This window comes from Saprospiraceae bacterium (assembly GCA_016709995.1).
GTDB lineage: Bacteria > Bacteroidota > Bacteroidia > Chitinophagales > Saprospiraceae > JADJLQ01.
In genome coordinates, this window is sequence record JADJLQ010000001.1 from 1,720,292 (window position 1) to 1,747,272 (window position 26,981).

Consider the following 26,981-nt stretch of genomic DNA (forward strand, 5'->3'; position numbering starts at 1 on the left):
TATAAAATATATAATATGAAAGCAAAATATGAAAGTAGCCCACGAGAAGTGGAACGGATGAATACCCTGGAGCTAAGGGAAAATTTTTTGGTGGAAGATGTATTCATCAATGATAGTTGTGTCATGACTTATACCCACTACGACCGGATGATATTAGGGGGCATATTGCCTGTCTTTAAGAGTTTGACCTTACACACTTATCCTGAGCTTAAATCTGAATATTTCCTGGAAAGGCGCGAAGTGGGCATCATCAACCTTGGTGGCCCCGGCACCATCACCGCCGATGTGCAAAAATTTGAAGTACAGAGACTGGGCTGTGTATACCTGGGCAAAGGCACGCAAGAAGTGACCTTTGAGTCCGCGGACACTGATAACCCAGCCAGGTTCTTTTTATTATCTGCACCCGCGCATACTAATTTTCCCAATACTCATTTTACAAAAGAAGAAGCCTTCCCGGTCAATCTGGGTTCTGCAGACACCGCCAATATTCGCACGATCTATAAGTATATTCACCAGGACGGTATCATGAGCTGCCAGTTGGTCATGGGACTGACCGTATTGAGTGCAGGCAATATCTGGAATACGATGCCACCGCATACCCATGACCGACGCAGTGAAGTATATTTTTACTTTGACATTCCAGACAATCATGGGGTGATGCATTTTATGGGCAAGCCTGTTGAAACCCGTCACTTATGGGTGCAAAACCATCAAGCGATCATCTCTCCGCCCTGGAGCATCCACGCCGGAGCAGGATCGGCCAGCTATGCTTTTATTTGGGGAATGGCTGGTGAAAACAAAGATTTTACAGATATGGATCCCGTAGACCTCAACTACCTGAGATAACCTATGGTTGATTTGAATATTGATTAAAACCTCCTTCTTGTGAAACACTTATTGTTATTTGTCTTTTTGCTGACCCTGGTGGCTTTTGCCCCTACTCCAGACAAGGTTAGAGTTTTTATGATTGGCGACAGTACGATGGCCAATAAAAATCCTTATGACGCGCCGGAGACAGGCTGGGGACAAGTGTTTCATGAATTGTTCAGCGAAACGGTGGAGATCCAGAATCATGCCCGCAATGGACGCAGTACCAAAAGTTTTCGTGACCTGGGTCATTGGGATGTGGTCTACAACCAATTGCAACCAGGTGATTATGTTTTTATACAGTTTGGACACAATGATCAGAAGCAGGACGATCCTGCCAGGTATGCAGCTGCGCAGACCGATTACCGGGCCAACTTAAAACGGTATATATCCGAAGTACAGTCCAAAGGCGCTTATCCTGTCCTGCTGACCCCTATCAATAGGAGAAAATTTGATACCAATGGCACGTTTATTGATCAGCACGGAGAGTATCCGGCCGTGGTGAGAGCAGTAGCCAATGAACTTCATGTACCGCTCCTGGATATGCACGAGTCCAGTCAGCGATTATTAGAGCAAATAGGTGATAGTGCCAGTACGTACCTGTATATGCATGTGCGTCCGGGAGTCTATGCCAAATTTCCAAATGGCTTGATCGACAATACCCATTTTACACCATATGGGGCTCGTGTCATGGCCAAATTGGCTGCTGAGGCATTGGTGACTACAGGTCATCCTTTGCGCAATTTTTTAAAAAAATCGGTTTACCCGGGCAATTTTGAGTACCAACTCCCGTCAGTCAACTCCATGCAGTTCAGAAAAGATACCTTCAACATAGAAAAGTATGGAGCCAAAAGCGGAGGAATCCTGCTTTGTCACCCAGCCATCAACCAGGCAATAGAGATGGCGTCGGATCAAGGCGGTGGCGTCGTCCTGGTACCCAAAGGATTCTGGTTAGCCGGTCCAATCGTGTTACGCAGCCATGTCAATCTACACCTGGAAGAAGGTGCTTTTATTCAATTTTCAGATAACCGGAAGGACTACCCGGTGATACAGACTACCTGGGAAGGCCAGGAAGCTTATCGGTGCCAGGCGCCTGTATCCGGGGTCCACCTCGACCATATTGCCATCACCGGCAAAGGACTCATGGACGGTGCAGGTCAGGTATGGAAACAAGTCAAAAAAGATAAATTGACCGAATCCCAATGGAAGACGCTCGTAAAATCGGGAGGAGTGGTCAATGAAAAAGGGGACAGTTGGTATCCATCAGCTCAATCCAAATATGGCCATGAACATACCGATTGGACTAATAAAAAAACGGAGGGCAAAACCAAAGCAGATTATGAAGCTATTCGCGATTTTCTCAGACCCAATATGGTTAGCCTGACTTCGTGTACCAATGTATTATTAGAAGATCTAACCTTCTTAAATTCGCCGGCCTGGACCTTGCATCCGCTTTTGTGCGAACATTTCATCTTGAGAAATGTGCATGTTAAAAATCCCTGGTATGGTCAGAACAATGATGCCCTCGACCTGGAGTCCTGCACCAATGGCATCGTCGAAGGCTGCACCTTTGATACCGGCGATGATGCGATCACGATCAAGTCTGGCAGAGACGAACAAGGCAGAAAGCGTGGAGTAGCCACCTCCAATTTCATCATTCGAAATACCACTGTGTTTCACGGTCATGGTGGTTTTGTCATTGGGTCTGAAATGTCTGGTGGTGTCCACCATTTATATGTCAATAATTGCAATTTTTTGGGAACAGATATAGGCTTGAGATTTAAAACTACCCGTGGACGGGGTGGCGTGGTGGAAGATATCTTCATCTCTGACATCAATATGAACAATATACTTGGTGATGCCATACGCTTCAATATGTATTACGAAGCCAAAGATCCGGTAGCACTGGAAGGTGAAAACCGGGGCCTGCCCGCCATGGAAGCCCAACCCTTTGCAGCATCCACCCCGGTATTTAAAAATTTTTTTATGGATCGTATCTATTGCCAAGGAGCGGGTACTGCTATCGTGATGCGCGGACTGCCCGAATCCAGGGTTGAACATGTCATCCTCAGCAACAGCAATATTGTATCTACCCAGGGCGCTCAAATCACGGAAGCTAAAAATATTACCCTTCAAAATGTCAAGCTCTACAATACCGATAAAAAAGTATTTCAACTCAACAATGTAGAAGGTCTGACTATAGACCGGTTTGATTATTCTGCTGGCAAAGCTGTTTTAATGGAAGTGAATGGAGCAAATTCCAGTGCTATCACGATCAGCAATACCCAGGACAAACAATTAAAGGAAAAGTCGACCTTCCTGATGAAAGCAAAGAAAAGTGCCGTACAGTGGAAGAAATGAATTGGTAGAGGGTAGGTGTGCGTTCAAGGGAATAGGTGAACAAAGCAAACTAAGTCTGATATATTTTATTGAAGGCTTGACAAGTTCAAATACTACACTGCTTTTAGCAAAGTCAAAATAAACGTACTTCCAACACCTAATTCACTATCTACCATAATTTGACCACCTTGAGCTTCTATAAACTCTTTGCTTATCGCCAGGCCAAGGCCAGTTCCTTCCTTTTCAGTTCCCGGCACTCTGAAATAACGGTCAAAAATTTTATCCTTGTACTGGGGTGCAATCCCCCGGCCCGTGTCTTTTATAGCTATTTGAATATGGTGTGAAGTTTGCCTGATAGACAGGAACACAGTAGCATGTTCATAAGAATAGCGGATGGCATTGGAGATCAGGTTGATCAATACCCAGGCGGTCTTTTCACTATCCACCATCACTTCTGAAATCTGCTCTGGACAATCAATGTCAAGTTTAATTTTCTTCTGTTCGGCTACGTTCCTAGTTGCATTAATGGCATAAAATAAAATTTCTTTCGGATCGGAAGGTAAAATAGAGAGTTGGATATTACCACTTTCTACCTGAGTCATATTGAGTAATTCACCGGTAATGTTCAAGAGTCTATCTGCATCTTCTTTTATACTGGCCAACAGATTTTTTTGTTCATCATTCAATGGACCGATTTGATCTTTTTCCATTAGTTGCAAACTCATTTTTATCGAGGATATAGGCGTTTTAAATTCATGGGAAACGGTTGCGATGAAATTTGTTTTGGCAAAGTCCAATTCTTTATAAGCTGTTACATTCCTTAAAAAAATTACATGTCCGACCAGTTTTTGAGCTTTTTCTCCGGTAGGGGTAATTGAAATATGCAAGGTCTCTTTTTCAAAATAACTTTCTTTATTTCCGGCATAAATTTTTATAGGCCTCTTTTTATATAAATTTTCATTTTCCTCATTGAATAAATCCTGAACCAATGTCCTGATCAAATCATTTTTAATGCCTAATTCTTGCGCAGACTTCCCGATGAATTCAGATCGTTTTAGCCCGGATATATTTATAGCTTCTTCATTGGCAAAGATGATCATTAAATCATTGTCTAATCCGATGACCGGATCGTGCATATTATTGATTAATGTTTCAATCCGCTTTTTCTCCATCATGATTTTAGCGAGGTTGCTTTTATTGTATTCCTCTAATTTAACAGCCATGGTATTAAATGAAGTAGCCAATTGACCATATTCGCTGTGACTTTCAAAATGTACCCGTTCAGCATAATTATTGGCCGCAATCTGTTTGATACTTTCCGTTAGCTCTCTAATTGGATTGGCTATATTGGATGGCAAATTTACCAATAGAATAAAAGCAATTAAAAAGCACAAAGTGCCAGTCATTGCAATCCAGAGTACAGCTTCGTCTGCCGTACGCTTTGCTTTATCACTTTTTCGCTCGATGGCATGCATATTCATATCCATTATTTGAAATAAATTATTGTGAATACTGATTAAGAACAAAGTATCTGAAATGTTTGTCTTTAATTCTTCATAGTTGTCCCTCAGTTCATTTGTAATCTCTGCTTCTCCCATCTCAGTGATATTATTTTCCTGCTTTATAAGACTGGCTTCGAACTTTTTTAAATCATACCTATTTTTTTGTTGCAATGCGGAAAGCATATTTCGGCTGTATTGTAAACTCTTATAATTGGCGGCAATTATATTTTCCGTGTCGCTTTTTAATGCATTAATATAATATGTGGCTACTATATTCAATATAAAGATGAGCAGGAACAGCAGACCTACTCCCAGGTATAATTTAGTTTTAATTTTCATTAGGATAGAATTACAAGGTCAATATCGTTTGAAGATAGTTTATTAAGTAGCTTATTAAATACATGGGTGGCCAAAATAATTTTTAATAAACTCAAGTGAGGCTTGCCAACACATATGGTGGTAATTTTTCTTTCACCGGCCTTTTCTATTATGGTCTTTGAAATCGACGCGTTTTTTACTTTAATAACTTCAGCCCCTAGCTCTGTGGCTAATTTGAAATTATTTATTAAGTGCCTTTGTTTAGCCAGCGTGATTTTATCAAGGCTCTCTTTAGGTGTCTGCACATACAATACATACCATTTACTGCTATAATAATTTGCCAGCCTGGCTGTTTTTCTAATCACGACTCTGGCTGTTTTTTCATTGCTGCTGATACAAGCTAAGAATTTTTCATGTTTCAACCCAAAGGGGCGAGTAACTTCCGATTCCACTTTTCTTTCTACTTGCGAAGCAACTTCCTTCAGTGCCAGCTCTCTAAGCTGCAATATATGGTCGCTTTTAAAAAAATTCAGGAGTGCCATGTCTATTTTGTCTGATGGGTATATTTTACCTTGTTTTAGACGAGTAATCAATTCTTCCGCGGTAAGGTCGATATTGACTACCTCATCTGCCATGGCCAGAATATTGTCAGGTACTCGTTCTTTTATTTCCACTCCAGTGATTTCTTTTATTTCCTCATTGAGGCTTTCGATATGTTGAATATTAATTGCAGAAATTACATTGATACCTGCAGATAATATCTCCATTACATCCTGAAATCGTTTTTCATTTTTGCTTCCTTCGATATTGGAATGCGCCAATTCATCCACAATCACCACTTCAGGTCGTAGATTGATAATCGCCGGCAGATCCATTTCTTCCAATTCTTTGCCTTTATAGAATATCTTTTTTCTGGGCACTATGGGCAGACCATCTAACAGTGCTTGAGTCTCATTGCGTTGGTGGGTTTCTATATAACCTATTTTTACATCTATACCGTTTTTAAGTAAAGTATGAGCCTCTTGCAGCATTCGATAAGTTTTACCTACCCCTGCGCTCATGCCAACATAGATTTTAAATTTTCCTTTTCTGGATTTTTTGATTAAATCCAGAAAATGTTGGACAGTATGATCTTTTTCTGTCATTTGCGGCATATAGAGATAATAAATTATTGAAATAAGGTGGATATAAAAAAAAGTAGCTTAGTTTATTCTTTAAGTTCATCTAGAGCAAGATTCAATTTCAACACGTTTATTTTTTTCACTCCAAAAAGCCCCGCTAAAGGTTGTTCGGTTTGGCTCACTATTAGTTTTCGCAATGCTTCTTCAGTTAGTTGACGAACCTTTGCTATTCTTTTAACCTGGAGGATAGCACCGGAAAATGAAATATCCGGATCTAAGCCACTGCCGCTCGCACACACCATCTCCGCAGGAATTTGATTTCTGGATATGCCGGGGTTATGGGCCAACAAAGTATCTATACGGGCTTGTACTGCCTCGAGATAACTGGGGTTGGATGGGCCTTTATTGCTTCCGCCTGATCCTGCTGCATTATAGTCCACAGCAGAAGGCCGGGAATTAAAATATTTATCATCGGTAAAGGATTGCCCCAAATTGGAATAATAGGTCTTCCCATTTTTAATAATTATTTCGCCCTTTCCATGATTTGAGCTTAGATGGGCTATGCCCAGGATGACACTGGTATAGAGGACACCAAATAGGAGGGCGCAAGTCAGCGTAAGTCTGATTGCTATTAAAATATTGTGTTTCATGGTTGACAAAAGATTAAATAAAAAATGAAATAAAATGATCGAGGATTTTTATACCAATAAAAGGCAGGAGTATGCCCCCCAGGCCATAAATAAACAGGTTTCTGCGCAAGAGTGCACTGGCACCTATTGGTTTGTAGGGCACTCCCTTCAATGCCAGCGGTATTAACATAGGAATAATCAGGGCATTGAATATGATCGCTGACAGAATGGCACTTTCTGGACTTTGCAGTTTCATAACATTAAGTCCCTCCAGCGAAGGGATGCCGACTATAAACAAAGCGGGTATGATGGCAAAGTATTTGGCTATATCATTGGCAATGCTGAAGGTGGTCAAAGTACCTCTGGTCATGAGTAGTTGCTTACCGATTTCCACCACTTCTATCAATTTGGTTGGATCATTGTCCAGGTCTACCATATTGCCTGCTTCTTTGGCTGCTTGTGTACCGCTGTTCATAGCCACCCCTACATCTGCCTGGGCAAGAGCCGGTGCATCGTTAGTGCCATCTCCCATCATGGCTACCAGTCTTCCTTCAGATTGTTCCTTTTTGATGTAATTCATTTTGTCTTCGGGTTTAGCCTCGGCAATAAAATCATCTACGCCTGCCTTTTGGGCGATAAATTTGGCGGTCAGGGGGTTGTCTCCGGTGACCATGACCGTTTTAATTCCCATTTTTCGTAATCGTTCGAAACGCTCCTGTATTCCAGGTTTGATGATATCCTGCAGTTCAATGACTCCGATCACTTGCTCATTTTTTGCTACCACTAAAGGTGTGCCTCCGTTGCTTGAAATGACCGTAACTCTATCAGCAATTTCTCTGGGAAATTCATGCCCTGCATTTTCACATAATTTTTTGATCGCATCGGAAGCTCCTTTTCGTATTCGAATATTTTCAAAATCCACGCCCGAACTCCGAGTTTCAGCGGTAAACTTTATGTAACGCGGATGATGAATTTGGAAATGTGTTGGTTTGACATTGGCCAATTCTATAATGGATTTACCTTCAGGCGTGTCATCTTTCATCGAACTCAATACAACTGCTTCAGTAAATTGATTTTCATTTATGCCATCAGCCTGATAGAAATGGGTAGCTTTCCGATTGCCGATCGTGATAGTTCCTGTTTTGTCCAACAGTAAAACATCAATATCGCCTGCTGTTTCCACCGCCTTACCACTTTTAGTGATGACATTCGCACGAAGTGCTCTGTCCATACCTGCTATTCCGATTGCCGACAGCAGACCACCTATGGTAGTCGGGATCAGACAGACAAATAATGAAATGAAGGCTGCAATGGTAATCGGTGTACCGGCAAAATCGGCAAAAGGCTTTAAGGTGACTGTCACAATAATGAAAACCAGGGTAAATCCCGCCAATAATATGGTAAGTGCGATTTCATTGGGTGTCTTTTGTCTGCTGGCCCCTTCGACCAGTGCTATCATTTTGTCTAAAAAACTTTCTCCCTGGTCAGTAGTTATGATCACCGTAATTCTATCAGACAATACTTTGGTACCTCCTGTGACCGAGCTTTTGTCACCGCCAGCTTCCCGAATGACCGGAGCGGATTCGCCCGTGATAGCACTTTCGTCTATAGTGGCTATCCCTTCTACGATCTCTCCATCAGATGGTATAGTGTCCCCTGCTTCACAAAATACCAAATCACCTTTTTTTAATTGAGAAGAAGGAATAATTATAATCTCGGCATCATCTGTTTTTCCAATCGCTGAAATCTTCCGGGCTGGTGTCTCTTGCCTGGTTTTGCGCAAACTATCTGCTTGTGCCCGACCTCTGGCTTCGGCAATGGCTTCGGCAAAATTGGCAAACAATAGCGTCAATAATAATACGAGGAAGATTATAAAATTGTATCCAATGCCACCCTGTGATTGATTGCCTGTCAGGATCCACAGGCAGACTATGAACATGATAGCCGTTCCGATTTCAACGGTAAACATAATCGGATTGCGGAACATGAATTTAGGATTGAGCTTGATGAAAGCCTGCCTCAATGCTTCCAAAACCAGGTTCTTTGCAAATAGAGAAGTATTCTTTGTCATAATCTGAATTATTTAGGCATTGAAAAATATTCTGCAATAGGTCCCAGTGCAAGAGCAGGAAAAAATGCCAGTGCTGCCACTAAGCCGATCACTGCAAAAACCATCAAACCAAAGGTGGAAGTATCAGTTTGCAGGGTACCATCATTTTCCGGGATATATTTTTTATTAGCCAGAATGCCTGCAATGGCCACAGGGCCAACAATTGGCAGATATCGCCCTAATAAAATGACCAGTCCGCAAGCGGTGTTCCAGAATGCCATGTTGTCGCCTAATCCTTCAAACCCACTTCCATTATTGGCACTCGATGAAGTGAATTCATATAACATTTCGCTGAAACCATGATGTCCCGGGTTATTTAGCCATGATGCATAAGCTCCCGGATGTCCTGTATACAAATAGCAGGACAGTGCAGTACCAACTAAGATCAGGAAAGGATGTAGTAAAGCAACCATCATGGCAATTTTCATCTCCCTGGCTTCTATTTTTTTGCCAAGAAATTCAGGTGTTCTGCCAACCATCAATCCACTGATGAAAACAGCCAGTATTATAAAAATGTAGAAATTTAGAAATCCAACCCCTACGCCTCCATAAAAACAATTTACCATCATACCCAATAAGGCGAACATGCCGGTCAATGGAGTCATGCTGTCATGCATAGAATTTACCGAGCCATTGCTGGAACAGGTAGTGTTGATAGCCCAGTAGGCTGAAGCAGCAGCCCCAAAGCGCATCTCTTTTCCTTCCATACTGCCCATGTCTTGAGCAATCTCCATCTGTCGGAAGGCTGGATTACCTTTCATTTCATGGAAAATCGAAGGTATACACAAGAGCAAAAAACCCAAGGACATTACACCAAATATGGTCCATGCCAATTTTCTCCTCTTTAGTACATAACCCAGAGCGAATAGCATAGAAATAGGGATTAAGAAGATCGATATATTTTCAAGTATATTAGTCAGATAGCTGGGGTTTTCAAACGGATGTGCAGAATTGACGCCGAAAAATCCACCACCATTGGTTCCCAATTGTTTTATAGCAACAAAAGCGGCGACCGGCCCCCGGCTCACGGCTACCGTATCACCTTCAAGGCTGATCATACTGTCCTTACCTTGTAAGGTCATGGGTGTATCATTGAATACAAGGCATACAGCCAGCAAAAGCGCCATAGGAAGCAGGATGCGGGTACAACTTCTAACAAACAACGAATAAAAATTAGCATACCTTCTTGCGCTGCGCGCTTTCATAGCAATAAAAACCACAGCACATATAGCGATGCCGGTACCCGCACTGATAAACTGCCATACCATTAATGTCAATTGCCCCAAATAGGACAAGCCATTTTCACCAGAATAATGTTGTAAGTTGGTATTGGTAATAAAACTCACCGATGTATTGAAGGCCAGGTCACCCGACATAGATAGGTTCTGATCCGGATTGAGTGGCAACCATCTCATATTGGTGAGGATGAACATAGAAAAAACAAACCATACTACATTAATAGTTAACAAGGCGGTCAAATGCTGCTTCCAATTCATCTCTCTGAGTGGATCTACACCGCTTAATTTGAAAAATATTTTGTCCAATGGGTCGAATATATTATCGACCCAAGTTTTTTCATAGTTGAATATTTTACCGATATATTTTCCCAACGGGATTGCCATTAATATGACCAGGAGGTACATCAGTATAATGCCATTAATTTCTGTATTCATTTATTGTTTTCTAAATATTTATTTTGAATAAAACTTTGAGATAAGCTATAGGTACAAGGGGTTCACAAACAACCAAAGATCGATTCTTGCAAATACATAATTTATGCTGCATCGGTTCCTGATTAAAATTTTTCGGGTTTCAGCAGTACATAACATATATATCCGAACACCGCAATAGCGATAAAAAATAAGGTCATCATGGGTATTAAATTTTATCGAACCAGTCGATGATTTTAAAGAAAAAGACATACATCAATATGCCTGAAATAAGAAGAAGTCCGGTTGTCATTTTTGAATCATTGTTTTAATTAATATATATGATTCAAATCCTGGTCCTAAGTCGTCAATTGAATGTTAAATAATTGACAGACAGTGATTTGTATAAAAAAAAGGCCTCAGGCCAATTCTCCAAACCCTTTCATTTTGACAGGGTTAGGTATAGCATTTTGAAAGGATTGACTTAGTCGAGATGGTATTCTGCTATCTTCCTATACAGGGTAGTGAGCGCAATATTGAGCAAATCTGCTGCTTTGGTTTTATTGCCGTTCGTATAGTTGAGCACTTTTTGGATATGAATTTTTTCCGCACTGGCAAGGTCAAAAGCTGATAGTGTTTTGTTTTTGCCCACCCGATCGGATATTCTTTGAAATTCAGCAGGTAAGTGTTCCAAGGTCAATTCATCGTCGCACAGGATGACGCTGCGTTCGATTACATTTTTCAATTCCCGTATATTTCCATTCCAGGCATGGTGTTGAAGTGCATCGATAAAATCAGACGAAACCGGTTTTATTTTTTTATTGGTTTTAAGAGAAAATATTTGCAAAAAGTGGTGGGTCAATTCTTTAATATCTATGACTCTTTCACGCAGCGCCGGTAACTCTATTTGAAATACAGAAATCCGGTAAAATAAATCTTCTCTGAATTGTCCCTTTTCTATTTCTTTTTGTAAATCCCTGTTGGTAGCCGCTATGATGCGAACATCCACTTTCATTGGTTTGCTTTCACCAACGCGGATCAATTCGCCAGACTCCAGTACACGCAATAATTTAGCTTGTAAGTCTAAGGCCATTTCTCCAATCTCATCCAAAAATATAGTTCCATGGTTAGCCTCTTCAAACAACCCTTTTTGATCTTTGATGGCTCCGGTGAAAGCTCCGGCTTTGTGTCCAAACATCTCACTTTCGAGTAATTCTTTGCTGAATGCAGAACAATTGATGGCAATAAAATTTTGTTTATTTCTTTTGCTTTCGCGGTGAATAGCTTGTGCAAACACTTCTTTGCCTGTACCGGTCTCTCCAATCAGCAGTACGGTCGTATCGCTTCCAGCTACTTTGCGGGCAAGGTCAATTGCTTTTTGAATGGGTTTGGACTGACCGATGATTTTGTCAAACGAATGCTTGTCATCCAATTGTTTTTCAAGCTGATAAACCCGCCTGGCTAAGTCCCGTTTTTCTATAGCGCGGTTTAACAAAGGAATGATTTTATTATTATCATCCCCTTTGGTTATATAATCCAATGCACCATTTTTAATAGCCTGCACGCCATCCGGAATATTTCCATAAGCAGTCAAAAGTACTATTTCAATCAAGGGATATTTTTCTTTGATTTTTTTAACAAGCTCCACCCCATTGGAGTCTGGCAGTTTTACATCACAGAGTACGACATCGATCTCCGCCTGGTCCAATTTTTTCAATCCTTCCCGACCATCTGCGGCCTGTAATACTTCATATCCTTCCAGGCTGATGATCCTTGCCAGCAGGGTCCTGAGCTTTTGTTCGTCGTCTATGATTAAAACTTTTCTCAAAATTTTGGTTTGACATTAATGAACAAATGTAATGTTCCCGTGACCAGTCTGTATTTTTTTTTACATGCTTCCACCTCCACTGCACAGTATGAATTTGCGATTTAGGCGGAGCCTTATTTACCTAGAGCAGGGGAACCACATTCCTGGGTTTAAGCTAATATTCTTATCAGCCCAGCATCATTTATTAAAATCTTGAAAACAATTTTCCAATTAATATCTCCATTTCAAACTTTTGCAATCCGCCAGACTCACTGTTCCCCTCGTTTGCCTGGCAAATCAATTTGCTTTGCCATCATGACCAATTCAAGCGAACAGGTCAGGGAGAAACCCTAGCCCACCCCTCCCCTATTCCACCATTACTTAATACCTTCACTCCCATTATGCGAAGCATCAACATCATCGCCCTGCTCCTTATCTCCCTGGTTCCTGCTTTGTGCCAGCATAAAAACCGCCATGCACTCAGGCAACAAATATCCTCCATCCTCACCCGATCCATCGCAGACCATAAAATCCCTGGTGCTGTGATCGCCATCAAAAAGGGAGACAGAGTACTGATGAAAAAAGCCTTCGGCTTCGCCCAAGTCAAAGATGCAGAAACTCATTGGATGAACCATCCTAAAAAAACTTCTACACGACACCTGTATGATCTGGCATCGCTGACCAAGGTCGTAGGTACCACTACTGCGATCATGCTGCTGGCGGATCAACACCGACTATCGGTGGATGACCCGGTAGGTAAATATTTGCCGGCATTTAATGGCCCGGAGAAACAAGCTATCACCCTCCGTAATTTGCTCACGCATACAGCAGGGTTGATCACCTGGTATCCACTATACTATCGATGTAAAAACAAAGAAGAAACCTACCGGCTCATCGATTCACTGCCTTTAGCTACGCCGGTGGGTGCAGGCAGGCATTATTCTGACCTGGGATTTGTCCTCCTGGGAGAGATCATCGAAAAGATCTCCGGCCAGCCATTGGAGGTATTTTTACAAGCCCAAATCTTTAAACCTCTGGGGATGCATCATACCTTCTATCGGCCTTTGGATAAAAACAAACATCTTAAAATAGCGGCGACCTCCCACGGCAATCCCTACGAACACCGGATGGTGAGAGATAGCACCCTTGGATTGACCCGCGCAGATATTGACCCGGAGTCTTGGAACGGATGGAGAAATTATACCTTAAAAGGTGAAGTCAATGACGGCAATGCCTGGTATGCGCTGCAGGGTATCTCCGGTGCTGCCGGACTGTTTTCTACGGCAGGTGATGTGCAGATCCTGGTGGATATGCTTAAAAACAAAGGCTTGACCGGTAAAAAAAGATTCCTATCGGAAAAGACCATCACCCAATTTTTACACCCGATCCATTCCAAAATGGACTCGGCTGGATGATGGACCCGACCAATGGCTTTATGAAAAATGGTCCGGCAGGAAGTTTTGGTCATACCGGATTCACCGGAACGAGTATTGCGGTAATACCAAAGCAAGAGATCTCTATCATTTTATTGATCAATCGTCAGAATGTAGGATTGTTGCCTAATCAGGTTTATTATAATCCCAACCCCATTCGGGAAGCTATATTTAAAGCGGTGATGGATTGGGATAAAATAAAGTGAAGGCTCACCTGTTGCTCCAAAGGCTCTCGGTACTATGGACATCGTTCACACCCTAATCCTACTCTACCAATTTCACCCGCTCCGCACCAAGCTTCTCCATCAGATCCTTCAAATCATAATACTTCAACACCCCCGGTATCACCTGTGTATACATATCCCACTGGATAGGATGCTCGATAAAATCCATATAAGAAGTCAGACCATGAACCACCGTAGTGTGTGCAATACGCGGATCCACGTAGGCCGCATGCAGCGCCACCGAACCATAACTGCCATAGGCCTCCACCGAGATAGCATGATTCTTTAACCGCTCCTCTGTACTGATAAAATCCACCAGTGAATACATATCCGTGACCCGTTGTCCCACGATAGACCGACCGATATGCAGGCTGATCATGGCATTGCGGTATTCCCGATTAAAATATTTACGGTCGTTGAGCTCCGCAGGATCTTCTGTCTCTCCTTTACCCCGCAGATCAGCAGTCACCAGGATATCCCCTGCATCGAGGATCGCCTGCGCGCGCGAGGCTTCCAGCCAAAAACTATCTTTTCCCCGATCGTCAAGTATCAGGATGACCCTGGCATTGGAGGATACTTTGGACGGCCAGGCTACTACACAAGGTACCGGCATCTCCCCGGGCCTGAGTAATTGGTATTTATACATAGTCATACCCCTAAACTGCCCGGTGCCCGTCATGGAAGCCACCATTTTGTCTGTCGGTGGCTGTGTCCCCAGCAGCTCATAGATCTTCTGCCGGATCTGCTCCCGGCTTTGCCGCATGAACAGTGCTCTATTATCAGCCCAGGAGGCCGCTACCCTACCATTATATATAGGTATCGACACTGCCTCTTTATATTGTGTCAGCACCTGCCCGCTGGCAGTACACTGCGTATCCTCCGGCCTGACCTTGATCACTTCCTGCTCCACCACCGGCGTCGGGTCCCCTACCAGCCAGGTCCTGAACCAGGTCACCAGCGCCTCCCTTTTTTCCCTTGGCATGCCATGACCTCCCTCCGTCGATAGTAGTCGGAATCTGTCTTTTGCCCCCATCGCCGCATATACCTGGGTTAATTCATTACTGCCCTGCACTGCTCCCCAATAATCCACAAAATCATACCGCCCCGACATCACCAGCACCGGCTTGGGCGCAAACATCGTGACCCAGTCCGCGATCTCGATCCCGGCCTTGCCCTCTCCCGGCACATGCTGACAGCCATCCGAGGCTCCACTCAGCTCCAGCACCCGCTCCCGCTGCGAAAAGTAGCTGCAGATTGAAGCCACTTTGAGCCTGTCCTCCAGGCCGATCAGGTAAGCCGTCTGAGTACCGCCTCCCGAACTACCATATACTCCAAGTCTGTTTTTGTCTATATCGCTCCTGCTCTCCAGGTAGTTCAGTGCCCGGCTATTGTCCCAGTATTCATACGCTGCCAGGCTGCTGCCGAGCAGATTACAACCCGCATTGAGCAGGGTATGTTCGGTGGTCGCACCCCGGGTCATTGTCTTACCGTCAGGATCCAATAACTGTATTCGCTCCCCCTGCCCGATCGGATCCACTATCAGCACCGCAATCCCATGCCTGGCCATCAGGATAGCGGCAGCAGTACCCGTTTTCCCATTGATGCCATGACCACAAAGCTCCAGAGAGGCTGGATGAGGGCCCGGACCCGGAGGTAAGTATAGATTGGCAGTCACGTATCGACCGGGGATGCTTTGATATATAATAGTCTCTATCTTGAAATTCTGATATTGGCTACTATGAAGGATTTGGGCATGAAGCTCCGATCTGTCCGGCATAGGCCCCAGGATGGTTTGGTAGCTTTTACGCACAGCGTCGCGATATGCCATCAAGGAGGATTTAGACTGCATCGCTTTATGCAGATGAAGTGACCTGTCCTGGTATTGAGCATGCGTCGTACGGAGGAGGTAGGAATTATAGGCGAGGTTTTGACTCCAGGGTAAGGAACCATATCCGGGCTGAGCTTGTGTCAGTTTTGTAGCACCTATAATTGTACAAATTAATAATAAAAATTTCATCGGAGTGAAGGTCGGGAATATGGGGGAATAAGAAAAAGGTATTTGGTAAAATAATATTTTGGAGAATGACTGTAATTGTCTAATTTAGTGAGACGGTTTTTAGCTGATCTTGGCTGTTGAACTACTTATAAAATGGATATGTGGAACACTTGTATTTGGAGGGTTTTTGATTCCTTTAGAAACAAAAATGGTCATGATAGTTTAATTTCGAATGCAATCGGTTATAATCGTTTGTTGCTGATAAATGACGAGTTATATAATTGTTTTACAGTTATTTATAAAGTATTTGTTTTTGCTATAAATTTTCCGTTACAGCATGTATAATGGATATATACTAAATAAAACATTTTAAACGCAAATTTGCGCTCATGAAGACGAATCACTTATTAAGGAATTTAAGAAAGTGGACAAAACCTAAAAGCCTAAAAGAATGAAAAATAATAGACACATTTTTATGAAATCTAATTTCAATTTTTATTATTGGTAATTGGCAAAAAACCATAAAAAAATCAATGACTACAAAACAGATGATTTTATAACTAGAACCAGCCATTATTGAACTAACAAAAATATTATAGAGACTATCTTTATATAAAATATTAATTGGTTTGGTACTTTTTACAAAAAATGACAATACGAACCAAGATGCATTGATTATAACCTTTTGCAGAGAACATGAAAGCAAAAAGCGGAATTGGCCCCTTTAGTATCCCAAGACTTTTCAATACTTGGAAATATGATTTCAGGAATTTTAACAAACGACTCACTATTTGTGTCCAAATTTATTGGAATTAGAAGAATACTTAAACACTTAAATCAAATTATAGAAAATGGATATATAGATTGTGTGTGTAATGGAAATGTTTTTCCTCAATATAAAATTCTTTGTGATAGTATAGAACAAGAAATTGAATGCTATGAATCTCTGAAAGTAATATTTGAATTGGATCTAAATGAAACCGCATTCAATATCATGAGTAATATCAATAAATTAACAGAAAAAAAAATCACGAACCCATAACACAGGCTACCACGTACATCTCGCCCTATCGGGACGAGCCGTCGGGTAGCCAAACCGTTAGCGGTCATTATAGGACGACACTGCAACATAACGACAAAAAATAAATAGAAAAATGGAGATAACGCCTAAACATATTGAGCGAATAGAAAAAATGACTTTTGCTTCTGTATATCCTCACTATGTTACCAAAGTTGAAAAAAAAGGACGAACAAAGGAAGAGTTATATCAAGTCATTGAGTGGTTGACAGGTTTTGACGACAAAAAAATACAAGAACTTATTGACGAGAAAGCCACTTTTGGAAAATTTTTTGAGAAAGCAAAATTGAACTCAAACGCTGACCTGATTAAAGGAGTAATTTGTGGTTATAGAATAGAAGAAATTGAACATCCACTAACCAAACAAGTTAGGTATCTTGACAAGTTAGTGGACGAATTAGCAAAAGGAAAGACTTTGGATAAAATTTTAAGAAAGTAAATACATTAACAATCTAAAAAACAAAATAAAATGGCACAAATTAATCCTCACATTAACTTCAACGGAAATGCGGAAGAGGCATTCAATTTTTACAAATCAGTATTTGGCGGAGAGTTCGCGAAAATAATGCGTTTCAAAGATTTAGCAAGTGCTGAATTTCCTGTAGCAGAAAATGAAGCAAATAAAATAATGCACATTGCTTTACCAATTGGTAAAAGTATTTTAATGGCTAATGATGTACCTGAAATAATGGGGCGAACAAACGAAAATGAGAACAGAAGCAAAATAGTAATTAGTGCAGAAAGCAAAGAAGAAGCTGACAAATTATTCAATGGCCTTTCGGTAGGCGGACAAATTGAAATGCCTGTTTCTGACAGCCCTTGGGGTTCATACTTTGGAATGTTTAGAGACAAATATGGTATTGAATGGATGGTAGACTTTGACCCAAAATACAAGGAACAAATATAACCGGACAAAACAACGAACACTTAGCAGCGGTCATTGTAGGGAAACACGACAAAAATAAATACAAAGAATTAAAATGGCAAATAAAAGTAAAGAGGTAACCCTATTCATAGACGAAAAAAATCATCCATTTAGAAAGGAAATTGAGCAATTGCTGAATTGTGGCAAAAAACCCGCCCATCGCAAATCTGCAAAACGTTAGCAGTCATTGCAAACGACTATGCTACAACTTTATAACGAATTTGACTAGAATATGAAACAGATGATTAAAAAGTATTTGGTCTATATATGCATGATTATTTCAGTGATATTAATAGTAATAGCAGCGTCAGCATATCCAGGTGGATCATTGCTTGACAAAAATTCAGTAGGTTTTGGCTGGTCAAAAAATTTTATTAGCAATTTGTTTGAAGCAAAAGCGCTAAATGGTTCAGAAAACCCTGGCAGGATTTGGGCAATTCTTGGAATGGCATTCCACTCATTTGGTTATGGTGTTTTTTTTATAAATATGTCGAAAAAGATTTCTTTAAGAGTATGGGTTAATATTTTAAAATATATCGGATTTGCCAACATTTTTTTTATTTTCTTAATTGCAACACCTTACCACGACCTAGGAACAATTTCAATTGTTTTAACATTGTTTGGCCTATTTATTATTACTTTATTCATACTTAAGTCAAAACTACATTTACTTAAATTTTGCTGCATAATATGCTTATTGACTTATTACTGTTTCTTTTTTCTTTATGGCTTTAGTTATTTGGAATTAGCCTTTATAATGCAGAAAGTATATTCTATAAGCTCAATACTATTAGTTTTAGGGCTTGAATATTTTACAAAATCTGAAGACTTTGTACATATTAAACCGGGAGAACAAAAAAAAGCAATGAACCTCTAAAACATTAAGAAAAGTAGGCGAAAATCTGATCTGATCAATAATATCGAGCTCTGAGCTTAAAAGATTTTCCCTGCCCAGCTGATCAGGCGGTGCTTAATTCTTAGCCTGTCCCGATAGTATCATCGGCATTCAGCGACGCCTGGGTCCAGGTAGGGTGATTAGTAGGGCAGTTTATTTAATTTAATCTGGATTATGTGATTTATTCTCTTGATTTTATATCGATGGAAGGAATACAATATTTGACCCTTTATAGCCAGAAAAAAAAGTGACGAGAAATTTGCATTGGTCAGGGTGCTCATAGTTGTAATCAATTTGGTGGTGCCTTATTGGGTATTGATTTTATAATGGCGCTTACTTCGACTAAGGCTTCAGTGTATCGACTTGCCTTAATCACTTCCATGAACTGAGGCCGTTTCCAGGATCCGGAGACCTGACATTCCGGCACTCCCTTAGGCTCGGCACTGACCCCTAAAATTGGGTTTAGCTGGCGGCCATTCCGGCGCATTGTGACCCCCAAATAGTTTGAGAAAGTTGATTGATTTTAACCTGTCCTTTACCTGCAAAAAACAGGTATGGCAGCAAAATCAATAAAGATGGAACAGTTAAAACAGATTCTTCGACTACATCATCAAGGGAATGGAATTAAACGGATAGCAAGAGATCTGGGTATATCTAAGACAACGATCAAAAAATATCTCAGAAGTGAGCAGATAGACAAAGATCATATTATGGATGGCTCGATTAATAGGGTCAATCCAGAAGCTTTGCAGGATGATACTACAGGGCATCTCGGTAATCGATACGGCAAGTTAATTACCTAACATAAGCAGCATGCTATTAGATATCAATGGTCCAAACCCAAAAATTGCAATCAAATCTGAAAAATTCTTTATAAAAAATCATAATTTTAACAGTCAGATGAATTAAAATTGTATAAAACCATACAAAGCCCAATAAAAATGAACTTAACTCAGAGCCTTAAACTAATTAATGAGTTGATACTTTATACCTTATACACTACATCCTGCTTGTCGGTCAACATAAAAGTATACCGAAAGCCCAATAAGAGTAGCATTGGATCAAATCATATTTTAAGTGGCTGTCGGATACTTTTATAAATGTTGGGCGTCATGCCAGCAAATCCTTTAACTAAAAAATTATCAATTAATATATGAAACATTTTATCCAATTCGCAGACATCGTATTAACCGGACTCATTGCAGGGATTATCTTTGGAATTTGGCTTGGCTATAATCCTGAAAACCTATCCGCTGTTACTTATGTTGAACAGCAACAAAGCGCCATTCGATCTTTAAATGTATTGATGCCCCTTTTAGGACTTATTTCTATTATACTTACTATTGTCTATGCAATTATCTGCAAAAAAGAAAAGCTAAACCGTACCTTGTTATTGCTTGCGTTTGGCTTGCTGATTGCTAGCGGGCTTATTACGCGATTCGGCAATCAACCTATAAATGCTATTGTTATTACTTGGAATTTGGACGCCATTCCAGACACATGGGCAACATTTAGGGACAATTGGTGGACATTTCATGTAATGCGAACACTCTCTACAATTTCAGGTTTCGCAATAATTGTATGGGTGACAATTAGTAATAAGAACAAAAGCACGACCGCATAACAGCGTGTATTTGGCAATAGCGGTTGAACTGGTAAATCGAAAGTTTGTGCTTCTAAGAAATTTTGTGCTAAACGGACAAGAAAGTGCTTTTAGTCCGATACTGCACATACACGCAAACCGCTATGCATTATTTTAAAAGACCAATACTTAAAGACAATTCATAATTTTAAAGTTTATGATAACAGACATTAGACCATATAAACTGTCAGACAAAGAAAATGTTATAAAAATTTTCAATTCCAATTGCCCAAAGTATTTTGATAAGAATGACTTGTCAGACTTAATAGACTTTTTAGATAATTATGCAGACAATAATTTTAAAGTTGTACTTTATAACAAAGAGGTTATCGGGTGTGGTGGACATTATGTAAAACATTCAGACAAAGTATTCGGAATCGCATGGGTTATGTTTAGGCGATTTTCAATGGGAAAAGCAAACTTTCAGATTATATCAAAACAATTTTTTAAGCACATCCTGACGAATATAGATAAAGAAAATTTGGACTTTGACATCGTTATAAACACCAGTCAATTATTGGAAAAGACTTTTAACAAATTTGACTTTTGGACTGAGCGTGTAATTAAGAATGGATATGGAGAAAATTTAGACCATTATGTAATGAGACGAAAATTGAATACTAAAAAAACGAACGCGTAACAGCTGTTTGGCAATTAGGCGGGTAAGCTGCTTTGTTCGACAATGATTGCGTGAACTAAACTTGGTACATTCCTCTCTAGTTCCTGCCTGAAATCCACCTCATCGCCAAACCCACAAAACGTTCTCGTCAACTCTTTCATACCACCCCTCAACAATTTACAAACTGATATAAATGAAAATGTTTAAAATAATTCCGACACATTTAACAGTAATTACTTTTCTGCTCATTTATTTAACTTCATGCAATGGACCGACACAAAATAATAATTCAATCTATGAAGCCAATAAACCAAACTCAACGACTCAATTTAACGGGTTAAATGCTGCAGTCAATAGTATAGACAAGAATATAAGAAGTATTTTTCAAGACAGAAGTGGCAATTATTGGTTTGGGACTAATGGGGCAGGCGTATATCGTTACGATGTAAAAAAACTAACACAATTTACCATAAAGGACGGACTTGCAGACAATCAAGTAATAAACATTCAAGAAGATGATTTGGGAAATATTTGGTTCGGGACTGGTGCTTTTGGCATTAGTGAATTTGACGGAAATAAAATTACAACACATACCAATAAAGTCAACATAACTAAGGGCACTGTATTAAACTGGAAATCAAAAAACAATGATTTATGGTTTTTCGCTGGTGGTGGCGTGCTCAGATATAGCAATCCTTCACTTGACTATCTACCATTTCATCCGTCAAGTTCAAAGACACAAACCAAAGCTCCGTTTTCGCTTAGTCGCTATGGCGTTTATTGTATCCTAAAAGATAAAAAAGGTAACATTTGGTTTGGAACTCAGGCAGAAGGCGTATGCAGATACGATGGCAAAAAACTAACTTGGTTTAAAGAAAAAGGGCTCTCCGGCCCTGCCGTTCTTAGTATATTTGAAGACAGTAAGGGCATCCTTTGGTTTGGAAATAATGGTGCTGGATTATTCCGATATGACGGAAATACTTTGACAAATTTCACAGAAGAAAAAGGTCTTAATAATGCTGATTTTAGTGCTTCTGGAAAACCCGGGTTAGGCACTTTGGCTCGTATATATTCGATAAACGAAGACAATGGCGGAAATATCTGGGTTGGAACTGTGGACGCAGGAGTTTGGAAATATGACGGAAACAACTTGATTAATTACACAATCAAAGACGGCCTTACCAGCAACGCAGTAAATACAATTTATAAAGACAAAAACGGAGAACTATGGTTTGGAACTGATGGCAATGGTCTCTGCAAATTCAACGGTACAACATTCACCCATTTATAATCAAGTAAATTAACAGTTTTAGCCAGAAAATGAGCAGGCGAAAACATGAAGAAGCAGGCGAAAATCTGCGGAAGCTTAAAAGACGATACGGTAACAATCAAAATTAAACGATATGAAAAATAAATTGACACATTTTGCCATTCACATTGACGACATTGAACGGGCAAAGAGCTTTTATGATGGAGTTTTTGATTGGGGTTTCAATTCCTTCGGACAATCTGATTTTCTGCAAATCAAAGCCGACAAGACAGAAAACGGAGAACTCATCGGGGCTTTACAATCACGAAAATACGCTCCTTTTCCAGAAAAAATAATCGGTTTGGAATGCACCATTGGAGTAGAGAACTTGGACGAAATCGTGGAACGTGTAAAAAGCAATGGCGGCCAAGTTCTAATGCCAAAAACAGGTATTCCATATGTAGGATGGATTGCAAAATTCCTGGACACGGAAGGCAACCTAATTTGTGCAATGCAATACGACAACAATGCGAGATGACAAAGTCAAGACCCATTCATCCAGACTTTCAATACTTATTGGACTTTAAAGACCAGGAAGTCATTGCCCTGTTTCGTGATTTACGACAATACATATTGGAATTGTATCCTGACAGCAATGAACTTCTGTATCATACCCACGCTTTGACAGCCGTCTTTTCAATCTCTGAAAAGTTATCAGATGCCTTTTGTATGTTGCCTATTTACGCCACTCACCTAAATTTGGGTTTTAACAAAGGAACGCTCTTAAAAGACCCGAATAAATTATTGACAGGAACTGGTAATTTGATAAGACATATAGATGTAAAGAAATCGAGCGATTATAGAAACGCCAGGGTAAGAGCGCTGATTAAAGAAGCGATTGACTTTGCTATAAAAGATATGGACAAGCCGACAAAATTAATTGGAATGACAATATCAAAAATAAAAAAGTAATCAAAGCCGACCGCATCACTTCGTGTAGGTGCTATGGCGGGTGCACTGGCAAATCAAAGGTCAGTTCCTCTAATCAGCCTTTTACTTAACCGAAAAGTAAGTGCTTCTACAACCGCTACTGACACCTACACCAGCAACGTTGTGCGTTAATTGCAGGACGACATCCAGCAAAAACCAACAGACATCATTAAATACGACTTCAAGAACGGACTTCCGCAAGAATTTGAAATTGTGGACAAAGTTGAATTGTACAAAGAATCTAAGGATACTTTAACCACAACACATGCGACAGGTTTTTATCACATCATTTGGTTTCAAAATGGCGGTCCAACACAAATACTTCAGGTAAAATTCACCAGTTACACCACGGAATTTAGAGATCGTTAGCACCTGCTCTAACGCACTGCACCCCAGGTTTGATAGGAACAGAGACGATTCAAGGTGGAATTTTAAGCTCAATAAAGTGATCCTATTTTTATTAACTTCGTATAGTGGATTTGCATCATAGTATGCTCAATTTTAAGAAAAAACCATCATTACAAAAGAAATCTACGATGAATAGAAAACTCAAATACTTGTTGCCGGCTATCGCTTTTATAGTTATCTCAGGATTATTGGCAGGTGCCGGTACAGCTTTAGGACAGCCGCCAGGTCAGGGACAAAGGCCAGCCTTGCCTCCCATACCCATAAAAAGTGATACCACACATACTCTATCTAAACACTTTATCCTGAACAGCAGCACAAAAAAGGCACCGGATACCAAGGGATTCATTCAACGATGGCTGGTGCTGGAACCCGTCAGGAAAGACATTACCCGGAATAATATATTCACCGACAACTATCTCAGAACAACCTTCTCCACCGATAATTTTTCCGACGATTTTACCATAATTCCTAAAAATGGCGAAAAGGTAAAAGTGGAAAACCAGGACCTAAAATGGTATGCCCTCGACAGCAAAGCGTACAATTTTAATTTATACCATTTTACCTACGCGTTGAACATGCCTCCATACGGCGTACTCTTTTGGCTTGTCACGGTCATCAATTGCCCGGAAGAAATCAAAAACGTGAGAATGGCTGCAGGAGCTAATTCGTCAGGTATGTTTTGGTTAAATGGCAGGGAAGCCCTGATGCTGTCCGGTGACCGAGATATGATAGTGGATAATGGCACCTCTTCACTTTTAACCCTAAAAAAGGGAAAGAACATCATCCGTGGTGCAGTAATAAATGGTCCGGGTATGTGTAACTTCTGTGTTCGTTTTTTGGATGAAAAAGGAAGGCCGGTAAAAAACTTCAGTATTAGTTACGAATAAAATTTGTTAGTCTGTAAAAAAGTATCAATTATTCTGAAATCGAAATTATGATGAAACAAGCCATAAAGAGACCATCATGCTCACAGCAAGCTGAATATTGATGGCGATTTCCAGGTGCAATTAAAAACAAATTATTACATGAAAAGAATGAAAATAATCGGCCTGACTGCCTTATTAGCAGTTTTACTTACTCAAACAATAAAAGCACAGGTCGGAAAACCATTTATCCATGATCCGTCCACCATCGTCGAATGTGACGGAAAGTATTACACCTTCGGCACCGGTGGAGGTGGATTAATATCCGAAGACGGTTGGACCTGGCATGGCGGTGGTGTAAGACCGGGTGGAGGTGCAGCTCCCGATGCCATGAAAATTGGCGACCGCTACCTTGTAGTATATGGCGCAACCGGCGGTAGCAGCACGCACAAAGGTGCTATTCTTACGATGTGGAACAAGACGCTTGATCCAACTTCTCCCGATTTTAAATACACAGAACCTGTTGTGGTTGCCACCTCCGATGGTTATGAAGAATGCGATGCCATCGACCCTGGTCTTTTGCTGGATCCTACTACCGGGCGTCTTTGGCTCTCTTATGGTACCTATTTTGGATTTAGCCGCATTGTAGAATTGGATCCTAAAACAGGCTTAAGGGTAAAAGGCAATCAACCCGTTGATGTCGCCATTGTTTGCGAAGCCACCGTTTTAACCTCTCACGGTGGCTGGTACTATCTTCTTGCTACACATGGAAGCTGTTGCGATGGCGCCAACTCCACCTACAATATTGTTGCAGGCCGTTCTAAAAATGTAACCGGTCCTTTTGTAGATAATGTGGGTAGAAACATGCTGGAAGGTGGCGGCAAAATGGTTGCTGCTACCAGTGGAAGACTTATAGGGCCCGGCCATTTTGGACGCATGATCCTGGGTGATGGAATTGAAAAAATGTCTTTTCATTATGAAGCAGATTTAGACCAGGGAGGACGCAGCGTATTAGGCATCCGTCCATTGCTTTGGACCAATGGATGGCCTGTGGCAGGAGATAATGTCAAAGAAGGAACTTATGAAATTCAATCAGAGAGAAGAGGATATGGACTGGAATTGGCCGTTGACCTGGTAAGAATGGCTGGTGGCATGCGGGGATTTAACCGCAACAATGATGAACCGGTAAAACCAGTGCAATCTCAGGAATTAGCGGATGTAATGAAAACCTGGCCTACCGGCAACATTGATGCAAGAATAGGTGATTACATGGCCCGCCCTCATCAGAAATGGACTATCACCGCTGCTCCTGATTCAAGCGGATATCTAGGTGGCCCATATTATAAAATAGTAATAGCGGGAACGGATCGGGCATTAGCAGCTACCCCAGATGCAGAAGTGATTACGATTCCGGCATTTACCGGCGCCCCCGAACAGTTATGGCGAATCGATCAACTGACTGATGGTACATATCGTATAATGCCTAAAGTAATTCCTGGATCTAAAGAACAATTAGCGTTGGTATCTTCCGGAGACAGCCGGCCGACACTTTCAAGGTTTGATATGAATAGCGACAATTCTAAATGGAATTTTAAAGCTCCCTAAATAGAGTCTTTGCAGGCGCAATTTTGTGATTATAAAAAGGCCACCGAAGAAAGCAGCTGCTAACATAGGCCCTTTATGCCATTGGGGCTGATGAATAGCATCTTTCATCATGAGGTCCGCTACTGAGAATAGAAGCAGCCCCAAACCGCACAATGCCTAATTTACGTGTAGGTATCGGACCATTGTGACCCTTCAATGCCGTATCTTCTGAAGCTTTTTTAAAAGAAACTAAAGAACCATATGGGCCAGAGTCATAGGCAATATCAGAAGAATTAGCAGGTGGGATTTCTCAAATTCATAAAACAATTCAGAAGTCCTTAAAAAATATCTCAGCAGCCTTATCAATTTACGATGAATCGGGATTCAAACAAAAATATCCAATGTATTTATATAGGCCAAAATCGTTTTTAATTATTAGGGCACTTAGGGAATTTAAAAACATGAATGACGAAATCCATGAGGAAAAATTTAGTTCATTTGAATTATTCCCTAGATCTATTTCAGATATCGAAATCATCACCTTAGATGAGCTATATGAAAATGCAAATGAAATTATTAATAAAAAATGGAATAAAACTGGGTATAACAACGGGTTTAAAGAAATTGGGGACATAATAGTTGATTGGGTTGAACATTCTATCATGCATCAACATTTGTGGTTGCTTCGAAGCTTCAATGTTTTCTGATCCGAAATCCCCAACTTTTTAAACC

At 40.7% G+C, this 26,981-nt stretch carries 25 protein-coding genes; 16 read left to right on the top strand and 9 right to left on the bottom strand.

The genetic code is table 11. From position 1 onward, the window contains the following. Positions 1-15: 15 nt before the first annotated feature. Both kduI and IPJ09_07185 read left to right on the top strand, forming a co-directional pair. A complete protein-coding gene (gene kduI, locus IPJ09_07180; protein MBK7371209.1) occupies positions 16-846 on the top strand; it encodes a 5-dehydro-4-deoxy-D-glucuronate isomerase in 831 nt (276 codons plus the stop codon). Positions 847-963: 117 nt separating this feature from the next. Continuing rightward, positions 964-3,228, top strand: a complete 2,265-nt coding sequence (locus tag IPJ09_07185; protein MBK7371210.1) for a GDSL family lipase — start codon at positions 964-966, stop codon at positions 3,226-3,228. 92 nt (positions 3,229-3,320) lie between these two features. Here the strand turns inward: IPJ09_07185 and IPJ09_07190 are convergent, their stop codons facing one another. The 7 genes from IPJ09_07190 to IPJ09_07220 form a co-directional block, all read right to left on the bottom strand. Beyond that, entirely contained in the window at positions 3,321-5,048 is a 1,728-nt protein-coding gene (locus IPJ09_07190) for a HAMP domain-containing protein (protein ID MBK7371211.1), read from the bottom strand. Then, the gene (locus IPJ09_07195; protein ID MBK7371212.1) at positions 5,048-6,172 is read right to left on the bottom strand and encodes a sensor protein KdpD; all 1,125 of its coding nucleotides are present in this window, start codon (positions 6,170-6,172) and stop codon (positions 5,048-5,050) included. The genes IPJ09_07190 and IPJ09_07195 overlap by 1 nt, the downstream gene beginning before the upstream one ends. Before the next feature lie 62 nt (positions 6,173-6,234). Then, a complete protein-coding gene (locus tag IPJ09_07200) occupies positions 6,235-6,798 on the bottom strand; it encodes a K(+)-transporting ATPase subunit C (GenBank protein ID MBK7371213.1) in 564 nt (187 codons plus the stop codon). A gap of 13 nt (positions 6,799-6,811) precedes the next feature. Beyond that, a complete protein-coding gene (kdpB, locus tag IPJ09_07205; GenBank protein ID MBK7371214.1) occupies positions 6,812-8,848 on the bottom strand; it encodes a potassium-transporting ATPase subunit KdpB in 2,037 nt (678 codons plus the stop codon). Between the two features lie 8 nt (positions 8,849-8,856). Further along, positions 8,857-10,560 carry a potassium-transporting ATPase subunit KdpA gene (gene kdpA, locus IPJ09_07210; protein ID MBK7371215.1) on the bottom strand — a complete coding sequence of 568 codons (1,704 nt, stop codon included), beginning with the start codon at positions 10,558-10,560 and terminating at the stop codon, positions 8,857-8,859. A 122-nt stretch (positions 10,561-10,682) separates the two neighbouring features. Continuing rightward, positions 10,683-10,760, bottom strand: a complete 78-nt coding sequence (locus IPJ09_07215; protein ID MBK7371216.1) for a potassium-transporting ATPase subunit F — start codon at positions 10,758-10,760, stop codon at positions 10,683-10,685. Positions 10,761-11,020: 260 nt separating this feature from the next. Then, positions 11,021-12,364: a sigma-54-dependent Fis family transcriptional regulator gene (locus IPJ09_07220; GenBank protein ID MBK7371217.1), complete on the bottom strand. Its 1,344-nt coding sequence runs from the start codon at positions 12,362-12,364 to the stop codon at positions 11,021-11,023. Positions 12,365-12,744: 380 nt separating this feature from the next. Between IPJ09_07220 and IPJ09_07225 the strand changes: the two genes are divergently transcribed. Both IPJ09_07225 and IPJ09_07230 read left to right on the top strand, forming a co-directional pair. Then, positions 12,745-13,758: a serine hydrolase gene (locus IPJ09_07225; GenBank protein ID MBK7371218.1), complete on the top strand. Its 1,014-nt coding sequence runs from the start codon at positions 12,745-12,747 to the stop codon at positions 13,756-13,758. After that, a complete protein-coding gene (locus IPJ09_07230; GenBank protein ID MBK7371219.1) occupies positions 13,755-13,982 on the top strand; it encodes a serine hydrolase in 228 nt (75 codons plus the stop codon). The genes IPJ09_07225 and IPJ09_07230 overlap by 4 nt, the downstream gene beginning before the upstream one ends. Positions 13,983-14,040: 58 nt before the next feature. Here the strand turns inward: IPJ09_07230 and IPJ09_07235 are convergent, their stop codons facing one another. Further along, positions 14,041-16,017 carry an acetylxylan esterase gene (locus tag IPJ09_07235; protein MBK7371220.1) on the bottom strand — a complete coding sequence of 659 codons (1,977 nt, stop codon included), beginning with the start codon at positions 16,015-16,017 and terminating at the stop codon, positions 14,041-14,043. Between the two features lie 1,133 nt (positions 16,018-17,150). Between IPJ09_07235 and IPJ09_07240 the strand changes: the two genes are divergently transcribed. From IPJ09_07240 to IPJ09_07250, 3 genes are all read left to right on the top strand, one after another. After that, positions 17,151-17,513 (top strand): DUF2200 domain-containing protein, encoded by a 363-nt coding sequence (locus IPJ09_07240; GenBank protein MBK7371221.1) that lies wholly within the window; start codon positions 17,151-17,153, stop codon positions 17,511-17,513. Positions 17,514-17,543: 30 nt separating this feature from the next. Further along, on the top strand, positions 17,544-17,981 hold the full coding sequence (locus tag IPJ09_07245) for a VOC family protein (protein ID MBK7371222.1): 438 nt from the start codon (positions 17,544-17,546) through the stop codon (positions 17,979-17,981). Positions 17,982-18,243: 262 nt separating this feature from the next. Next, entirely contained in the window at positions 18,244-18,876 is a 633-nt protein-coding gene (locus IPJ09_07250; protein MBK7371223.1) for a hypothetical protein, read from the top strand. A gap of 307 nt (positions 18,877-19,183) precedes the next feature. Here the strand turns inward: IPJ09_07250 and IPJ09_07255 are convergent, their stop codons facing one another. Beyond that, a complete protein-coding gene (locus tag IPJ09_07255) occupies positions 19,184-19,381 on the bottom strand; it encodes a hypothetical protein (protein MBK7371224.1) in 198 nt (65 codons plus the stop codon). Positions 19,382-19,469: 88 nt separating this feature from the next. Between IPJ09_07255 and IPJ09_07260 the strand changes: the two genes are divergently transcribed. The 9 genes from IPJ09_07260 to IPJ09_07300 all read left to right on the top strand — a co-directional run bounded on the left by IPJ09_07260 (position 19,470) and on the right by IPJ09_07300 (position 26,956). Beyond that, complete coding sequence (locus IPJ09_07260; GenBank protein ID MBK7371225.1) at positions 19,470-19,697, top strand: helix-turn-helix domain-containing protein; 228 nt, start codon at positions 19,470-19,472, stop codon at positions 19,695-19,697. A gap of 350 nt (positions 19,698-20,047) precedes the next feature. Then, entirely contained in the window at positions 20,048-20,518 is a 471-nt protein-coding gene (locus IPJ09_07265) for a DUF1772 domain-containing protein (GenBank protein MBK7371226.1), read from the top strand. Between the two features lie 175 nt (positions 20,519-20,693). Beyond that, positions 20,694-21,176: an N-acetyltransferase gene (locus IPJ09_07270; GenBank protein MBK7371227.1), complete on the top strand. Its 483-nt coding sequence runs from the start codon at positions 20,694-20,696 to the stop codon at positions 21,174-21,176. Positions 21,177-21,348: 172 nt separating this feature from the next. Then, a complete protein-coding gene (locus tag IPJ09_07275; GenBank protein ID MBK7371228.1) occupies positions 21,349-22,446 on the top strand; it encodes a diguanylate cyclase in 1,098 nt (365 codons plus the stop codon). A 112-nt stretch (positions 22,447-22,558) separates the two neighbouring features. Then, entirely contained in the window at positions 22,559-22,942 is a 384-nt protein-coding gene (locus IPJ09_07280) for a VOC family protein (GenBank protein ID MBK7371229.1), read from the top strand. Next, the gene (locus IPJ09_07285) at positions 22,939-23,376 is read left to right on the top strand and encodes a DUF1801 domain-containing protein (protein ID MBK7371230.1); all 438 of its coding nucleotides are present in this window, start codon (positions 22,939-22,941) and stop codon (positions 23,374-23,376) included. Before IPJ09_07280 ends, IPJ09_07285 begins: the two co-directional genes overlap by 4 nt. 554 nt (positions 23,377-23,930) lie before the next feature. After that, positions 23,931-24,689 (top strand): acetylxylan esterase, encoded by a 759-nt coding sequence (locus IPJ09_07290; GenBank protein ID MBK7371231.1) that lies wholly within the window; start codon positions 23,931-23,933, stop codon positions 24,687-24,689. Positions 24,690-24,827: 138 nt separating this feature from the next. Continuing rightward, complete coding sequence (locus IPJ09_07295) at positions 24,828-26,270, top strand: family 43 glycosylhydrolase (GenBank protein ID MBK7371232.1); 1,443 nt, start codon at positions 24,828-24,830, stop codon at positions 26,268-26,270. A 260-nt stretch (positions 26,271-26,530) separates the two neighbouring features. Beyond that, complete coding sequence (locus IPJ09_07300) at positions 26,531-26,956, top strand: DUF4263 domain-containing protein (GenBank protein ID MBK7371233.1); 426 nt, start codon at positions 26,531-26,533, stop codon at positions 26,954-26,956. Positions 26,957-26,981 lie beyond the last annotated feature (25 nt).

Coding starts and splice junctions, on each gene's coding strand:
- kduI (MBK7371209.1), top strand. CDS start 16: ATGAAAGCAAAATATGAAAGTAGCCCACGAGAAGTGGAACGGATGAAT.
- IPJ09_07185 (MBK7371210.1), top strand. CDS start 964: ATGATTGGCGACAGTACGATGGCCAATAAAAATCCTTATGACGCGCCG.
- IPJ09_07190 (MBK7371211.1), bottom strand. CDS start 5,048: ATGAAAATTAAAACTAAATTATACCTGGGAGTAGGTCTGCTGTTCCTG.
- IPJ09_07195 (MBK7371212.1), bottom strand. CDS start 6,172: ATGACAGAAAAAGATCATACTGTCCAACATTTTCTGGATTTAATCAAA.
- IPJ09_07200 (MBK7371213.1), bottom strand. CDS start 6,798: ATGAAACACAATATTTTAATAGCAATCAGACTTACGCTGACTTGCGCC.
- kdpB (MBK7371214.1), bottom strand. CDS start 8,848: ATGACAAAGAATACTTCTCTATTTGCAAAGAACCTGGTTTTGGAAGCA.
- kdpA (MBK7371215.1), bottom strand. CDS start 10,560: ATGAATACAGAAATTAATGGCATTATACTGATGTACCTCCTGGTCATA.
- IPJ09_07215 (MBK7371216.1), bottom strand. CDS start 10,760: ATGATGACCTTATTTTTTATCGCTATTGCGGTGTTCGGATATATATGT.
- IPJ09_07225 (MBK7371218.1), top strand. CDS start 12,745: ATGCGAAGCATCAACATCATCGCCCTGCTCCTTATCTCCCTGGTTCCT.
- IPJ09_07230 (MBK7371219.1), top strand. CDS start 13,755: ATGATGGACCCGACCAATGGCTTTATGAAAAATGGTCCGGCAGGAAGT.
- IPJ09_07235 (MBK7371220.1), bottom strand. CDS start 16,017: ATGAAATTTTTATTATTAATTTGTACAATTATAGGTGCTACAAAACTG.
- IPJ09_07240 (MBK7371221.1), top strand. CDS start 17,151: ATGGAGATAACGCCTAAACATATTGAGCGAATAGAAAAAATGACTTTT.
- IPJ09_07245 (MBK7371222.1), top strand. CDS start 17,544: ATGGCACAAATTAATCCTCACATTAACTTCAACGGAAATGCGGAAGAG.
- IPJ09_07255 (MBK7371224.1), bottom strand. CDS start 19,381: ATGCGCCGGAATGGCCGCCAGCTAAACCCAATTTTAGGGGTCAGTGCC.
- IPJ09_07260 (MBK7371225.1), top strand. CDS start 19,470: ATGGAACAGTTAAAACAGATTCTTCGACTACATCATCAAGGGAATGGA.
- IPJ09_07265 (MBK7371226.1), top strand. CDS start 20,048: ATGAAACATTTTATCCAATTCGCAGACATCGTATTAACCGGACTCATT.
- IPJ09_07270 (MBK7371227.1), top strand. CDS start 20,694: ATGATAACAGACATTAGACCATATAAACTGTCAGACAAAGAAAATGTT.
- IPJ09_07275 (MBK7371228.1), top strand. CDS start 21,349: ATGAAAATGTTTAAAATAATTCCGACACATTTAACAGTAATTACTTTT.
- IPJ09_07280 (MBK7371229.1), top strand. CDS start 22,559: ATGAAAAATAAATTGACACATTTTGCCATTCACATTGACGACATTGAA.
- IPJ09_07285 (MBK7371230.1), top strand. CDS start 22,939: ATGACAAAGTCAAGACCCATTCATCCAGACTTTCAATACTTATTGGAC.
- IPJ09_07290 (MBK7371231.1), top strand. CDS start 23,931: ATGAATAGAAAACTCAAATACTTGTTGCCGGCTATCGCTTTTATAGTT.
- IPJ09_07295 (MBK7371232.1), top strand. CDS start 24,828: ATGAAAAGAATGAAAATAATCGGCCTGACTGCCTTATTAGCAGTTTTA.